This window comes from Roseburia sp. AM51-8 (genome assembly GCF_003478275.1).
In the GTDB taxonomy this organism is placed as follows: domain Bacteria; phylum Bacillota; class Clostridia; order Lachnospirales; family Lachnospiraceae; genus Pararoseburia; species Pararoseburia lenta.
In genome coordinates this window covers 1-15,830 of sequence record NZ_QUEY01000002.1, presented here as the reverse complement: position 1 = coordinate 15,830, position 15,830 = coordinate 1, and the positions used below count along the sequence as shown (strand labels likewise).

Sequence of the window (15,830 nt, the reverse complement as noted above, 5' to 3'; positions counted from 1 at the left end):
ATAAGAAAATTTAATTTTACAAACAACCGTCGATTTTACAAGGGATAAATGAGACGGACTATAACATAAGACACATAGAAAAAGGGAGGAAAAAAGAATGTATGATGTAATGTCATCAAAGGCAGAGGAGTTCATCAGCGATAAGGAGATCCGCGAGTGTCTCGATTACGCTGAGAAGAACAAGAACAATCGGGAACTGATCGACCAGATCCTGAACAAGGCAAGAAAGATGAAAGGGATCAGCCACAAGGAAGCCATCGTGCTTTTAGACTGCGAACTGGAAGACAAGAATGAGGAGATCTATCAGTTGGCAAAAGAGATCAAGCAGGAGTTCTACGGCAACCGTATCGTTATGTTTGCTCCGCTTTATTTGTCCAATTATTGTATCAACGGCTGCGAGTATTGCCCATATCACGCAAAGAACAAGCATATTCACAGAAAAAAACTGACGCAGGAGGAGATCCGCGCTGAGGTCATTGCTCTACAGGATATGGGACATAAGCGTCTGGCACTCGAAGCAGGCGAAGATCCAAAGAACAATCCGATCGAGTATATTTTGGAAAGTATCAAGACAATCTACAGTATTCACCATAAAAATGGAGATATTCGCCGCGTCAACGTCAATATCGCGGCAACAACTGTCGAAGAATACCGTATGTTAAAGGAAGCTGGTATTGGTACTTATATCCTTTTCCAGGAGACCTACAATAAGGAATCTTACGAAAAACTGCATCCGACCGGACCAAAGAGTAATTATGCTTACCACACCGAGGCAATGGATCGTGCAATGGATGGCGGTATTGATGATGTAGGGCTTGGTGTTCTCTTTGGACTCAACAATTACCGTTACGACTTTACCGGAATCATTATGCACGCAGAGCACTTAGAGACAGCCAAGGGCTGTGGACCGCATACCATCAGCGTACCGCGTGTGCGTCGTGCAGATGATATTGACCCGGATGTTTTTGACAATGGTATTTCGGACGAGACCTTTGCAAAGATCGTTGCCTGCATCCGTATCGCTGTGCCATACACCGGCATGATCGTATCTACCAGAGAGACCAAGGAGAGCAGAGAGCGCGTACTGGAACTTGGTATTTCCCAGATCAGTGGCGGCTCCAGAACCAGTGTCGGTGGCTATGTTGAGCCGGAAGCAGAGGAGGACAACTCAGCACAGTTTGATGTCAGTGATAATCGTACCTTGGATGAAGTTGTCAAGTGGCTGATGGATATGGGATATGTGCCAAGTTTCTGTACGGCATGTTATCGTGAAGGCAGAACCGGTGACCGTTTCATGTCTCTTTTAAAGAGTAAGCAGATCGTCAACTGCTGCCATCCAAATGCACTTATGACCCTGAAAGAATATCTGGAAGATTACGCAAGCCCGGAGACTAAGGAAGTGGGAGAGGCTCTGATCAAAAAAGAACTGGAAGTCATCACCAATCCAAAGGTAAAGGAAAAGGCGACCGAGTATATCGAAAAGATCCACGAGGGCAACCGCGACTTCCGTTTTTAAATGTGACGAAAGTCTGATATGACAGCAGAAAACGTTTGGAAAGAGAAGGGAAAATCTATGAGTATGAATGAGACACCAAGCGGAGAGCGCCTGCACATTGGCATTTTTGGCAGGCGCAATGCGGGAAAATCCAGCCTGATCAACGCGATCACGGGACAGGATCTCGCTATCGTATCGGAAGTCAAGGGTACGACGACAGATCCGGTCAAAAAAGCAATGGAACTCTTGCCTCTCGGACCGGTCGTTCTGATCGATACGCCGGGACTGGATGACGAAGGCGGACTGGGGCAAAAGCGCATGGAAAAAGGTCTGCAGATGCTCCGCCAGACCGATGTTCTTCTGCTTGTGATCGCAGCAGATACTATGGTAGGAGATCTGGAACAAGATCTTTTGGCAGAGGCAAAAAAACGTGGTCTGCCTTATCTGATTGTCTTAAATAAGACAGACCTTCTGACAGATCCGGCGCAGATCGATGAAAAGGCAGGAGAGATCTCACAGGCACTGGCGGTCGATCCTGCTAAAGTCTGTCCGGTCAGTACAGATCCGGCACAGGGGATCGGGGAATTAAAGGAGCGATTGGCAAAATTACAGCCCAAAGAGGTAGAAAGACCTTTGATCCGTGATCTCTTAGAGGAAGGAGATCTGGTCGTTTTAGTCGTGCCGATTGATTCCGCTGCGCCAAAAGGGCGCTTGATCCTGCCGCAGCAGCAGGTCATCCGCGACAGTCTGGAGGCAGGTGCCATTCCGGTGGTGGTCAGGGATACCGAGTTGTCGCAGGCGCTGGCAGCCCTTGGCAAAAAGCCCCGCCTTGTTGTGACCGACAGTCAGGCATTTGGGACAGTGGCAAAGATTGTGCCGAAAGACATTCCTTTGACCTCATTTTCTATACTGATGGCGCGTTACAAAGGAGATCTGACAGTGCAGATCGCCGGTGCGCAGGCGATTGAGGATCTGAAAGATGGCGATACCGTTCTGATTTCCGAGGGCTGTACCCACCACAGACAGTGCGATGATATCGGTACGGTCAAGATGCCGCGCTGGATCAGGGAATACACTGGTAAAGACCTGCATTTTGCCTTTACCAGTGGAACAGAATTTCCCAAGGATCTTTCGCCTTATGCACTGGTCGTGCATTGTGGCGGCTGTACCCTGCCTTTACAGGAAATGCGCTATCGTATCTCCTATGGGGACAGCCAGAAGGTTGCGATCACCAACTACGGAGTCATGATCGCCTACATTCACGGTATCCTGCCGCGCGTGACGGAGACTTTTGTCGATAAAAAGAGATAAATAGGACTTGACAGACGGATTGTTTTTTTGCTACGATCTGCTTAGATAAAAGGGAGTAGCTGACACAGCAGACCTGTGTCTATATATCGTCAGTACGATTGCGAGCAATCCGGTATGTAGCCTAGTAGCGAGACTTTTGTTGTATTATTTTTTGATGCAACAAGGGGACTCGCTTTTTTTATCCCCAAGTTGCAGGAAGGGAGAAAGATATGAACTTTGTACTACAGATTGTCTTTTTAGCGCTGGGATTTTTCCTTTTGGTCAAGGGGGCGGACTGGTTCGTGGACGGAGCCTCCGGGCTGGCAAGAAAATTGGGCATACCGCAACTGGTCATTGGTCTTACGATCGTTGCCATGGGAACCAGCCTGCCGGAAGCGGCTGTCAGCATTTCGGCGGCACTACGGGGAAATGCGGAGATCACGATTGGCAATATCGTGGGAAGCAATATTTTAAACATCCTCATCATTCTCGGCGTGACGGCGCTGATTGCAACGCTTAAGGTGGCGGATTCCACTGTCCGTTATGAGATCCCCTTTATGATCGTCGCTACCTTTGTTCTCTTGTGGCTGGGCTATACCGGAGGTCAGGTAACGTGGCTGGAAGGCGTTATCCTCTGGGTCTTATTCCTCCTCTATCTGCGCTATCTCTACATGATGGCAAAAAAGGGAAAGGAAGAAGAAAGGGAAGCGGAGCAGCTTTCCACGGCAAAGATCATAGGTCTGATCTTGGCGGGTGTCGTCATGATTGCGGCAGGAAGTAATTTCGCGGTCGAGGGAGCGAGTAATCTTGCAAAGGCGCTTGGCATCAGTCAGCGTTTTATCGGGCTGACCATTGTGGCGTTTGGCACCAGCCTGCCGGAACTGGTGACGAGTGTGTCCGCGGCACGAAAACATAATGCGGATATCGCCATTGGAAATATCGTGGGGAGCAACATTTTTAACATCCTCTTTATCGTAGGTACCACAGCCCTGATCACGCCGGTTACCTTTGCTTCCGGCTTTGTTGTGGATACCCTGATCGCCGCGGCGGTCGGCATTTTGTTATTTGTATGTGTGGCACGGACAAAAGAATTGCGAAAGAAAGCCGGCATCGTCATGCTGCTTGCTTACATTTTGTATTTTTTATATCTTCTTTAGAAATGATGTCCTTTTATTAACAAAATTTAAGATTTCCCCGACCGTCAAGCGTTGTCAGACTCTGGCTTGTATGCTATATTTTAAAGAGTATTTTCATATTTATATGTAAAATGCCAAAAGACGAACGGATGAGGTGTGAAATATGAGTGCAGCAGATCGCACAGAGAAAGTGCTACGAGATATTCATGTACTTTTTTCCAAGGCAGAGCCATACAACGGCAGTAAACGCGACGTGATCGTGAACAAGAACGAGATGATGGATCTGCTCAAGGAATTAAATGCCTGCATGTATGACATGATCGATGAACATGAATTGTCCCAGACCAAAAAGGATAAGGCAAACCGTGAGATGCAAAAGCAGGGAGACGACATTATTTTTGCGGCTTCCCGCAAGGCGGAGGATATCTATGCGGCATCGATCATGTATACGGACAATGCCTTAAACGACATTCAGCAGATCATTGAGGATGCGGGAGATGCGATCGCCAAGATCTACGAAGACGCCAAGGATAAGATGGCAAGCGAAAAGCAGACCATCAAGTCCAACCAATCAGAACTCAAGTCGCAGTTGGGAGATCTGATCGACACGCAAAAGTATTTACATCTGATCGAGGAGGAAAATCACCGTTTGCGCTTAGAGCGGGAAAAGGGAGAAAAAGGCGATTTCGCGCCAAAGGATACCCCGTCCTATGCCAATGTGCAGCCGGAGATCCGCATCAACAAGGATTATTTCATACAAAATGGCATCCCGTTGGAGGATGAGGAAGAGACCACGGGGGTTCCGACCCAGGGCGAGTTGACCGAGAAAGAGGCAGCCGCACTTTCCGAGGATCTGGACAAAGAGTATTTTGCATGGAAGGAATCCGACCAGGAAGAAGAGAAAAAGCCGGAGGAGGGAAAAGGTATTTTCTCTCTCTTCGGCAGAAAATAAAAATTGAGGAGGAAACACATGAAGTTATATGAACAGGGAGTATATCTGCTCCGTGGAACAGAGTTGGTCGCTAATGGCCCACAGGCACAGGATGAGATCAGACAAAAGACGGGACAAGAAGTCACAAAGGAAGAAGCAGCCAAGCAGACGATGGCATATGGTATCTTAGAGAGCCATAATACATCCGGCAATATGCAGAATTTGCAGATCAAGTTTGACAAACTGACTTCCCATGACATCACTTACGTTGGTATCATCCAGACAGCAAGAGCATCCGGGCTTGAGAAATTCCCGATCCCTTATGTGCTGACCAACTGCCACAATAGCCTTTGCGCCGTAGGCGGCACCATCAACGAGGATGACCACATGTTTGGACTGACATGTGCCAAAAAGTACGGCGGCATTTATGTACCTCCTCATCAGGCTGTTATCCATCAGTTTGCAAGAGAAATGCTTGCAGGTGGCGGTAAGATGATCTTGGGATCCGATTCTCACACGAGATACGGTGCTCTTGGAACCATGGCTATGGGCGAGGGTGGACCGGAATTGGTAAAACAACTTCTGAACAAGACTTATGATATTGCCATGCCGGGCGTTGTCGGTGTCTATCTGACCGGTAGTCCTATGAAGGGCGTGGGACCACAGGATATCGCGCTTGCCATTATTGGTGAGGTCTTTGACAAGGGTTATGTCAAGAATAAGGTCATGGAGTTTGTCGGACCGGGTGTTGCCAACCTCAGCGTAGATTATCGTATCGGCGTGGATGTTATGACAACAGAGACGACCTGTCTTTCTTCTATCTGGAGAACAGACGACAAGGTGCGTGAGTTCTATGAGATCCACGGCAGAACCGAGGACTTTGCAGAGTTAAATCCGGGTCAGGTTGCATACTATGACGGTATGATCGAGATCGATCTTAGCCAGATCAAGCCAATGATCGCTATGCCGTTCCACCCAAGCAACACCTATACGATCGAAGAACTCAATGCAAATCTCATGGATATTCTGGATGATTGCGAAAAGAGAGCCAAGGTCAGCCTGGACGGACAGGTAGACTTCACCTTAAAGGATAAGGTCAGAAACGGCAGATTATATGTAGATCAGGGTATCATTGCAGGTTGTGCCGGCGGTGGTTTTGAGAATATCACGGATGCAGCAGACATCCTGCGCGGTGCATCCATCGGACCGGATGAGTTTACACTCAGCGTTTATCCGGCGTCCACACCGATCTATATGGAGCTTGTGAAAAATGGCTGTGTTGCAGATCTGATGGAGACAGGTGCGATCGTCAAGACAGCATTCTGTGGACCATGTTTCGGTGCCGGAGACACCCCAAGCAACAACGGCTTCTCCATCCGCCACTCTACAAGAAACTTCCCGAACAGAGAAGGATCCAAGTTACAGAATGGACAGATCTCATCCGTAGCACTTATGGATGCCCGTTCCATCGCTGCAACTGCGGCAAATAAGGGTTATCTGACAGCGGCAACCGATATGGATGTCAACTACACCAAGCCAAAATACTATTTCGATAAAAATATTTATGCCAACCGCGTCTTTGACAGCAAGGGCGTTGCAGATCCGAATGAGGAGATCAAGTTTGGACCGAATATCAAGGATTGGCCGGCAATGAGCCCATTACCGGAAAATCTTTTCCTCAAGGTCGTATCTGAGATCCACGATCCGGTAACAACGACAGATGAACTGATTCCGTCAGGAGAGACATCTTCTTACCGCTCTAATCCTCTTGGATTGGCAGAATTTACACTTTCCCGTAAGGATCCGGAATATGTAGGCCGTGCCAAGGAGATCCAGAAAGCACAGAAGGCACTGGAAGCCGGAGAATGTGCCGGACAGGCAGTACCGGAACTGCGTGAGATCGTGCACACCGTGAAAAAGACCTTCCCGGATGTAAACCATGACAACTTTGGTGTAGGATCTACCATTTTTGCCGTAAAACCGGGCGATGGTTCTGCAAGAGAGCAGGCGGCTTCCTGCCAGAAGGTATTGGGTGGCTGGGCAAATATTGCCAACGAATATGCGACCAAGAGATATCGTTCCAACCTGATCAACTGGGGCATGCTCCCATTTTTGATCCCGGCAGGTGATCTTCCATTTAAGAACGGAGATTATCTCTTTGTTCCGGCGATCCGTCAGGCGATCATCGATAAGACAGAAGAAATTCAGGCATATGTGGTAAAGGATGGACAGATGCAGCCGTTCAAACTGCAGCTTGGTGCTCTGACAGATGATGAGAGAGATATCATCTTAAAGGGATGCCTGATCAACTATTACAGAGGTTAATGACTTATGGATATACAAAAACAACCGGGGAGTAATGGCAGAGGGAATGTAAAGCGCATGATGACCATCTCTGTGGTGGTCATCTTCACGGCGTGTTGTGTGATCCTGTTTTATTTTGGTGTAGAGCGTTATCAGGGACTGGGCGAAGGCTGGAGCAAGTTTATGAGCGTCCTGCAGTCCATCATCATAGGATTTGGACTTGCCTTTCTGATGAATCCCATCATGGAATTTTTCGAGAGGCACATGTACCCCTTCTTTGCAAAACACTGCAAGGCGGAAGAAAATGCCAAAAAGACCACGCGTATGCTCACATCTTTGATCGCACTGGTCATTGTGGTTGGTATTATTGTATTGTTCTTTGTTGCGATCATACCGCAGTTATACCAGACCATCCATTATCTGGTCACACACATCAACGAACAGATCGATGGTGTCTTGGATTGGGCAAACCAGATTACCGGCGGGCGCTATGAAAAGAATATCATGAGCGCTAAGGGCAGTAATCTTGACAAGGCGATCGATAAGGGCGTCAAGTGGCTGGAAAATTACATAGATGTGAGCACCAAGGATGTGATATCCGTGGCGGTGACAGGAGCGCTCGGTGTAGGGCGTTTGCTGGTCAACTGCATTATCGGCATCATCGTGTCCGTCTATGTGCTTTGTAGCAAGGAAACATTTAAAGGACAGGCCAAGAAACTGATATACGGTATTTTCCGTGCAGATCAAGCCAATGTCATCCTGGAAATCGGCAGAAAGACCAGAGACATTTTCTATGGATTTATCATAGGGAAGATCATTGATTCCGCTATTATCGGTGTGATCTGTTATGTATGTATGCTGATCTTTAAGATGCCGTATCCACTTCTGGTATCCATCATCATCGGCGTGACCAATATCATACCGGTATTTGGACCATATATTGGGGCTTTGCCGACCGTTATCATTATCTTTTTAACGGAGCCGATGCAGGGAATATATTTCCTTATCTTTATCATCGTATTGCAGCAGATCGATGGTAATATCATCGGACCAAAGATTCTGGGCGACTCTACCGGACTTTCTTCTTTCTGGGTTGTCGTTGCCATCGTTGTTGGCGGCGGATTGTTTGGATTTGCAGGTATGCTCTTTGGCGTACCGACCATGGCGCTCATCTACTATCTGGTGGGACGCTTCTCCAAGCACATGCTGAGAAAACGGGATCTGCCCGAGGAGACAGCCGACTATATCAATATGGAAAGAGTCAACGAGGCAGATCATACTCTTGTAGAGCATACCAAGGAATATGAAGAAGAATCACATGTAAAAGTCAATGTGTTCTTCAAAAAGAAGAAAAAACAATCTTCTGAGAAAGAGGATACAAAAGAATAAAACTATGAGGAGGACAGTTTCAAAAGCAAAGGAAACTGTCCTTTATATTGCTAAAAAATGGCAGGTTTTTCACAGATTTGTCAGACAAATATTTTTGACATGTCATGTGCCCTATGATACACTGAAACTGTATATTTATAGCTTGAGATAAGAGCGTATCAGGATACTTTTTCGAGGTAAGAACGTTGGATAAGAACGAGTTTAAGACAAAATACGATGAGATCAAACAACTGATAAAAGTAGGGCGTACAGATGAGGCTCTGGATATTGTAGAGAGCACAAACTGGCGCAAGGTGCACAACGTCAACGCGCTGGTCAAGGCAAGTGAGGTGTGCGAGGAGGCAGGCCGTCTGGAAGAGGCGCGGGAACTCCTTTATATGGCGCACGACCGCTCTCCGATCGGCAGGATGATCATTTATCATCTGGCGATTCTGTGTGTGAAGTTGGGCGATCTGGATGAGGCGAAGGAATTCTATGATGAATTCGTGGAGATCGCGCCGCATGACAGTCTCAAATATATCATCAAATACCAGATCAACAAGGCAAAAGGTGCCGATTATACGACACTAATCGGTATTTTGGAAGAGTTAAAGGAGCATGATTTCTTGGAGGAGTGGGCATATGAACTTGCCTATCTCTATCACAAGACCATGCAGGTAGACAAGTGTATCGATCTGTGTGATGAGATCATCCTCTGGTTTGGTGACGGTCCTTATGTGGAGCGTGCCCTTGAGATGAAGATGATATACCAGCCGCTCGACAAGATGCAGGAGGACAAGTACCGCCATTTCCAGCAGCGCCGCGACGGTGTGACGGAGATCCGCGCCAATGAGATCCTGCACTCCGGTGAGATCGTGCATGAGACTATGGCGATCCCGCAGGTAGAGTTACCGGCGGAGCGCTTCAACACGGTCAATTTGCAGGCGGAGATCAAAAAGAATATCGACGAGATCATGCGTGCAACGGAGGCAGAGGCTGTTTCCGAGAATATGGAAAATATCAAGACTCTGGTTGAGGAGATTCCCTATCTTCAGGTCAACGAACAGAGTGATGCTATTGCAGAGGAACAAAAGCAGGCAAAACAGGAACTGGATGAGTCCTTAAAAGATACTTTCAATGAGTATCTCGCCGAGGAATACGACGGTCAGATTAGTCTGCTCGTGCCGGAATCCAAAGAGGTCGAGCAGCAGGTAGACGGTCAGATGACCATTGAAGATGTCATGGAGGAATGGGAAAAGACCAGACGTGCAGCTGAGGCGGCATTACAGGAGGCAGAGCAGCAAAAGTTGGAGTCCGCCAAGAATATCGCACTCAAAGAGGCATCCCAGATCATGGATCGTCTGGAAGAAGCGATCCCGAAATTAGATGCCGGCGCAAGGCCGACAGATCTTTTAAAAGAAGAATATATGGCAAAGCAGGATGAGGCTTCATCCGAGCCGGTCAAAGATCGGACTGAGGATCCGGCACCGGCGGTATTCCAGATCCCAAAGGTGGAAGCGGATGGCGTCATGGGCGTTGGTCTGGAAATTCCGGTCGTAGATCCTGCAAGTGCGCATATCATTAAAGGGGAAGAGAGCCCGGAGGCTCCTTCTATCGTCAAGTCTGTAGAACCGGACGCCAGCGAAGAATGGCATCCACCGGTTCTAGAAGACCAGGATGAAAAAGCAGATCCTGCGCAGGAAGCGTCCCTGCCGGAAGAAGCAGATTTGGAGGAAGTGACAGACGTGGATTATAAAGAGGCAAGCAAGATCGTTGCCGATGTCAATGACATGTTACAGCAGGAAATTGACAGGATCATGGCAAACGAGGGACAGGAAGAGGTCAGACACTTAGAGGAAGAAACGCTTGCATCCGAGGTGGCAGAGGAGATTGCCCCAGATGTAGAGGAAGATGATCTGCCGGAGATCACATTGCCGGAAGATTTACAGGAGTTTGTAGCAGAGGCAGAAACGGCAGAGTCGGAAGTCGGCCCACAGGAGGCAGTGGCAGAAGAGGCAATGCCAAGCCGGGAGCAGGAGGTGGCAGAGGAGCCACTCCCTGAGATCGCGGATGTGGTATTGGACCCGGAAGAGATGGCAGAACTACTGGATGAGAATGTCTTAGAACGTGCCATCAGTGAGGAGATGCCGGAGTTGACCCTGTCCGAGGAGGAAAAGGAGATCTTCTCTTACTTTATGCCGATCGACGGCATGGAAAATACAATCTGCCAGGCATTGACAGGTGTGCGTTACCGTCTGGAAAATAAAAAGAATTCTGCAAGTGGCAATATCATCATCCAGGGAGGTGTCGGCAGTGGAAAGACCATGTTGGCATCCAATCTGATCAAGGTATTGCAGATTGAGACAGACAAACTGACAGGCAATGTCGGCAAGATTGATGCAGAACAGTTAAATAAAAAAGATGTGGCACTGGTACTTTCCAAGGTGTCAGGCGGATGTCTGATCATTGAGGGAGCAGGCAGACTGAGTGAGCGTACTCAGGAGACCATGCGCCAGTTGATGTCGCAGGAGAATTGTGATGTTCTGGTTCTTATGGAAGACCAGAAGAAGCGCATTGACAAGATGCTTTCCCACAACAGTGCATTTGCAGCCATGTTTACCGAAAAGATCACCATCCCGATCTTTACCATAGACGAACTGGTCAATTTCGGTAAGGTTTATGCCTTAGAGGAGGGCTATGTTGTGGATGAAATGGCGATCCTTGCCATGTATAACCGTATCAATCTGATCCAACGTGTAGACCATCCGACCTCCCTGATCGAGGTGCGTGATATTGTGGAATCCGCCATTGATAAAGCAGAAAAGGGCGGTATCAAGGCAATGTTCAGCCGTTTTGGATCCAAACGTTATGATGAAGATGGCAACTTGATCTTACGGGAGCAGGATTTCGAGTTGTAATATAAAGGAAAAGGGGTTTACTATGGGCAATTTTTCAGAGTTAGATATGTACCTGTTTGGGCAGGCGACACATTATGATATCTACAAGAAGATGGGCGCACATGTGCAGACCAAAGACGGCATCGAGGGGGTATATTTTGATGTCTGGGCACCACATGCAGCAGCGGTAGCAGTGATCGGCGAGTTTAACGGTTGGAATGAGACATCACATATGATGGAACGTCTGGTCGAGCCGGATATGGGAATTTATGAACTCTTTGTACCGGAGGCAAAGCCGGGACAGTTATACAAGTTTTTGATCTATACGCCGGACGGCGGCAAACTCTACAAGGCAGATCCTTATGCAGCCATGGCAGAGGTGCGCCCGGGTACGGCATCCCGTATTGTTGCGCCATTTTCCTTTGCATGGCAGGATGACAACTGGATGAAGGAACGCCGCAAACAGGAGAATTTCTGGGAACAGCCAATGTCTATCTATGAGGTACATCCGGGTTCCTGGAAAAAGCATCCGACTGCAGAGAATGACGGCTTTTATTCTTACCGCCAGTTGGCTGAGAGCCTGGCGGACTATGTATGCGATATGGGATATACCCATGTCGAGTTGATGGGAATCTCAGAGTATCCCTATGATGGATCTTGGGGCTATCAGGTAACGGGCTATTATGCGCCGACGTCGCGCTATGGAAGCCCGGAAGACTTTATGTACCTGATCGATTATCTGCATCAGAGAGGCATCGGTGTTATCTTAGACTGGGTTCCGGCGCATTTTCCAAAGGATGCGCATGGACTGGCAGATTTCGACGGTCAGCCCTTGTATGAGTATGCGGATCCGAGAAAGGGCGAGCATCCGGAGTGGGGTACCAAGATCTTTGATTATGGCAAGAATGAGGTCAAGAACTTTTTGATCGGCAGTGCCTTATGTGGATCGAGCAGTATCACATCGATGGTCTGCGTGTAGATGCAGTCGCATCCATGCTTTATCTGGATTATGGCAAGGAACCGGGGCAGTGGGTGCCAAATCAGTTTGGTGGCAATGAAAATCTTGAGGCGGTAGAGTTTTTCCGCCATATCAATACCCTGATCCGCGGACGCAACAAGGGCGTTGTCATGGTCGCTGAGGAATCGACTGCATGGCCAAAGGTCACTGGTGATGTAGAAGATGGCGGTCTGAATTTCTCTTATAAATGGAATATGGGCTGGATGCATGATTTCCTGGATTACATGAAACTGGATCCGTATTTTAGAAAAGACAATCACAGTAAGATGACGTTCGCTATGAGTTACAACGAGTATGAACGTTATATTCTGGTCTTATCCCATGACGAAGTGGTTCATCTGAAATGCTCCATGCTGAGCAAGATGCCGGGACTTGAGGGGGATAAGTTCAAGAACCTCAAGGCAGGCTATACCTTTATGATGGGGCATCCGGGCAAAAAACTTCTCTTTATGGGTCAGGATTTCGGACAGATCCAGGAGTGGAGCGAGGAGAGAGAACTGGACTGGTATCTTTTAGACAATCCAAATCACAGCCATCTTTCGACCTTTGTAAAGGATCTCTTACATATATATAAGAAGTATCCGGCAATGTATGAACAGGATGTTTCATGGGCGGGCTTTGAATGGATCAATGCCAACGACAGTTATCGCGGCATTTTTAGTTTTGTCCGCAAGTCTAAGAATGGCAAGAATGACCTGCTCTTTGTATGCAACTTTACACCGGTAGCCTATGATGATTACCGCGTTGGCGTATTAAACCAACGCAAACATAAACTCATCCTCAATAGCGAGGATGCCAAATACGGCGGCACAGATACCAAACGACAGGTATCCTATACACCGAAGCGACAGGAATGTGATGGACGGGAATATTCAATTGGCTATCCTTTACCGGCATATGGAGTGGCTGTATTTGTATTTTAGAATAAGGAAAGGGATATATGGCAGAGGATAATGCAGTAGTTTCAGCAAAAGGAAAGAAACATAGCGTCAAGGATCTGGGCGCGGCGGGAACCGAATTCCTGCGAAATCATAAGCACATATATACGAGACATCGGAAGAAGATCTTGGTCTTCTTCCTTTGTATTGTTGCGGTCATTTTATGGGTGCTTGTCTTTAATCTGCGCAAGTATGATGACTTTGATGTAAAAGAGACATATGAGCGTGTGGATTCTGCGGAGACACACTATGTGGATTTTCAGGACAACTTTTTGAAATATAGCAGGGATGGCGCTTTTTATACGGAGTATGACGGCGACCTGATCTGGAACTATACCTATGAAATGGATGATCCCCAGATCGATGTGTGCGGCAATTATATCCTGATCTATGATGTGCAGGGCACGCAGGCGGCTATCCTTACCAATACCGGCTTCAAGCAGACCATTAAGACAGCCATGCCGATCGTGGATGCCAATATCGCATCCCAGGGAACGGTTGCGATCCTGATGCAGGACGGTGAGGCGGGTTATGTGCAAGTCTGCAATGACGCGGGAAAAGTGCTGGCATCCGGCGAACTTCACATGAAAAATAGTGGTTATCCACTGGCGATCGCTCTTTCCTCTACTGCGCAAAGGCTCATGGTCTCACAACTGGATGTCAAAGATGGAAATGTAAAGACGACGATCTCTTTCTATGATTTTAGCAACAAAGGCAAGGATGAGATCGACAATATTGTTGCTACCTACAGTTTTTCGGATCAGATCATCCCGCAGATCGCCTATGTGGATGGAGACAAGGCGATCGCTTTTGGTGACAGCGAAGTGATCGTGTTCAACAACAATTCCAAGGCGAGCATTGCCAAGGAGACCTTTGTTGACGGACAGATCAAGAGTGTCTTTTATGATGACAAGTATTGGGGGATCATTTGTCAGGCGACGGATGACGAGGGAAAGTATATCGATCAGATGACAGTCTATACCCTGACCGGCAGAAAACGCTGCCAGAAGACGATCGACATAGCATCAACCAATGCGGAATTTGTGGCAAACCATGAAATTGTTCTTTCTAATAATAAAGAGGTAGAACTATACACCTTGCAGGGGATCAAAAAGTTTGCATACGAATTTAGCACAAGCATATATAAAATAATACCACAGGATGCATCGCGCAGATATGTTTTCGTGGAAGATGGACATACAGATGTGGTCCGATTGAAATAGTGAAAAGGGGACAAAATGAACATAGTATTGATCGTTATGCTGTTTATTCTCTTTTTCCTGACGCTGCAAGGCTGGCGTAAGGGAATACTTGGCATTGTATATGGACTGGTTTCTTGGATCTTTATCTTTATATTTGTATCGGTAGCCAATCCTTATATTCTGGGATATCTGAAAACAGAGACAAATATATATGATAAAGTCTATGAGCAGGCAGAAAAATTTGTGACAAATAAGGCGGAAAACCTGCCGCAGGACACAGGGCTTGAGGACTGGTATCAATCCCTGACGGATGCCATTCCGGGAAATGCGCTGGGGGATGTGACGGATTCGATCCGGCAGATGCAGACGAATGTGGAGCAGAACCCGCAATTACAGGATCTTTTAAATGGACTGCAGACGCAGAATGATCTTACAGTCGCGCAATTTGGCGGGGCATCCAGTATCCTGCAATTATCGGATGGCACGCAGACCCTTGGACAAATGATCTGCGGTAAGATCGCGGATTTTATGATGCAGGGTATTGCAGTCTTTATCGCCTTTGTGATAGCACAGATCATTGTGCTGATCGTGGGTTATTTTGTCAAAGGTGCCAGAAAGGCACCGGGGCTCGGGCAGGTCAATGGCTTTCTTGGTCTGGTCGCCGGGGCTGCAGAAGGATTTCTGGTCGTTTGGATCATCATGTATGCGGCTGCCTGCATCAGTACAACGACACTTGGGCAGGGGCTTCTTGCCGGCATCGATCAGAGCAAATTCCTGACTTATCTGTACGATCATAATCTGGTTATGGCATTTCTTTCTACGATGTGATCCGGAAAATGCTCTTGGATACAAAATACATCCTTTTTATTATAGAAGAAATAGAGCAATAGATGTTGTGGTAAATGATCGGTTTGCCCCAACATCTATTTTCTTGTAATAGTAAACAAAAAAATAAGAAAAAAAGTAGTAAAAATGCCTTGACATTGGGTGTGGTCTTTGATAATATAATTTTCGCACCGCACGTGAGGCGGTTGCAACAACGGAATAAAATATAATTTCTCAAAAACTTTTAAAAAGTTGTTGACAAAGAGAAATACATATGATATTCTAAATGAGTTGTGTCTGACAGATGCGACAAAGGACAACCTTGATAACTGAACAGTGAAACAACCTTGAAAGATTCTAAGAGAATAATTCAAGTCGATCAGAAATGATCGCAAACGAACAGCTTTTTAAAAAGCAACCTTAAAA

9 protein-coding genes and 1 pseudogene are annotated in these 15,830 nt (G+C 47.1%); all 10 read left to right on the top strand.

Translation table 11 applies throughout. The annotated features are described in order from the left end of the window. The first annotated feature begins 97 nt into the window (after positions 1-97). The 10 genes and pseudogenes from hydG (at position 98) to DW996_RS03550 (ending at position 15,407) form a co-directional block, all read left to right on the top strand. A complete protein-coding gene (gene hydG / locus DW996_RS03595) occupies positions 98-1,516 on the top strand; it encodes a [FeFe] hydrogenase H-cluster radical SAM maturase HydG (protein WP_118534899.1) in 1,419 nt (472 codons plus the stop codon). A 57-nt stretch (positions 1,517-1,573) separates the two neighbouring features. After that, positions 1,574-2,806, top strand: a complete 1,233-nt coding sequence (gene hydF / locus DW996_RS03590; protein ID WP_118535239.1) for a [FeFe] hydrogenase H-cluster maturation GTPase HydF — start codon at positions 1,574-1,576, stop codon at positions 2,804-2,806. 209 nt (positions 2,807-3,015) lie between these two features. Further along, the gene (locus DW996_RS03585) at positions 3,016-3,942 is read left to right on the top strand and encodes a calcium/sodium antiporter (RefSeq protein ID WP_118534898.1); all 927 of its coding nucleotides are present in this window, start codon (positions 3,016-3,018) and stop codon (positions 3,940-3,942) included. Positions 3,943-4,084: 142 nt separating this feature from the next. Further along, positions 4,085-4,873 (top strand): hypothetical protein, encoded by a 789-nt coding sequence (locus tag DW996_RS03580; protein ID WP_118282462.1) that lies wholly within the window; start codon positions 4,085-4,087, stop codon positions 4,871-4,873. 18 nt (positions 4,874-4,891) lie between these two features. Beyond that, positions 4,892-7,177, top strand: a complete 2,286-nt coding sequence (locus tag DW996_RS03575) for a hydratase (protein WP_118534897.1) — start codon at positions 4,892-4,894, stop codon at positions 7,175-7,177. A 6-nt stretch (positions 7,178-7,183) separates the two neighbouring features. Next, a complete protein-coding gene (locus tag DW996_RS03570; protein ID WP_118534896.1) occupies positions 7,184-8,545 on the top strand; it encodes an AI-2E family transporter in 1,362 nt (453 codons plus the stop codon). Between the two features lie 185 nt (positions 8,546-8,730). Then, positions 8,731-11,442, top strand: coding sequence for a tetratricopeptide repeat protein (locus tag DW996_RS03565; RefSeq protein WP_118534895.1), 2,712 nt, complete (start codon positions 8,731-8,733; stop codon positions 11,440-11,442). Positions 11,443-11,464: 22 nt separating this feature from the next. Then, positions 11,465-13,362 (top strand): annotated as a pseudogene (glgB, locus tag DW996_RS14745) (1,4-alpha-glucan branching protein GlgB). A gap of 17 nt (positions 13,363-13,379) precedes the next feature. Then, complete coding sequence (locus DW996_RS03555; protein ID WP_118534894.1) at positions 13,380-14,600, top strand: DUF5711 family protein; 1,221 nt, start codon at positions 13,380-13,382, stop codon at positions 14,598-14,600. A gap of 15 nt (positions 14,601-14,615) precedes the next feature. Then, complete coding sequence (locus DW996_RS03550) at positions 14,616-15,407, top strand: CvpA family protein (protein WP_118534893.1); 792 nt, start codon at positions 14,616-14,618, stop codon at positions 15,405-15,407. Positions 15,408-15,830 lie beyond the last annotated feature (423 nt).

Excerpts from the sequence above, each read along its gene's own strand:
- hydG (WP_118534899.1), top strand. The coding sequence starts at position 98 with ATGTATGATGTAATGTCATCAAAGGCAGAGGAGTTCATCAGCGATAAG.
- hydF (WP_118535239.1), top strand. The coding sequence starts at position 1,574 with ATGAGTATGAATGAGACACCAAGCGGAGAGCGCCTGCACATTGGCATT.
- DW996_RS03585 (WP_118534898.1), top strand. The coding sequence starts at position 3,016 with ATGAACTTTGTACTACAGATTGTCTTTTTAGCGCTGGGATTTTTCCTT.
- DW996_RS03580 (WP_118282462.1), top strand. The coding sequence starts at position 4,085 with ATGAGTGCAGCAGATCGCACAGAGAAAGTGCTACGAGATATTCATGTA.
- DW996_RS03575 (WP_118534897.1), top strand. The coding sequence starts at position 4,892 with ATGAAGTTATATGAACAGGGAGTATATCTGCTCCGTGGAACAGAGTTG.
- DW996_RS03570 (WP_118534896.1), top strand. The coding sequence starts at position 7,184 with ATGGATATACAAAAACAACCGGGGAGTAATGGCAGAGGGAATGTAAAG.
- DW996_RS03555 (WP_118534894.1), top strand. The coding sequence starts at position 13,380 with ATGGCAGAGGATAATGCAGTAGTTTCAGCAAAAGGAAAGAAACATAGC.
- DW996_RS03550 (WP_118534893.1), top strand. The coding sequence starts at position 14,616 with ATGAACATAGTATTGATCGTTATGCTGTTTATTCTCTTTTTCCTGACG.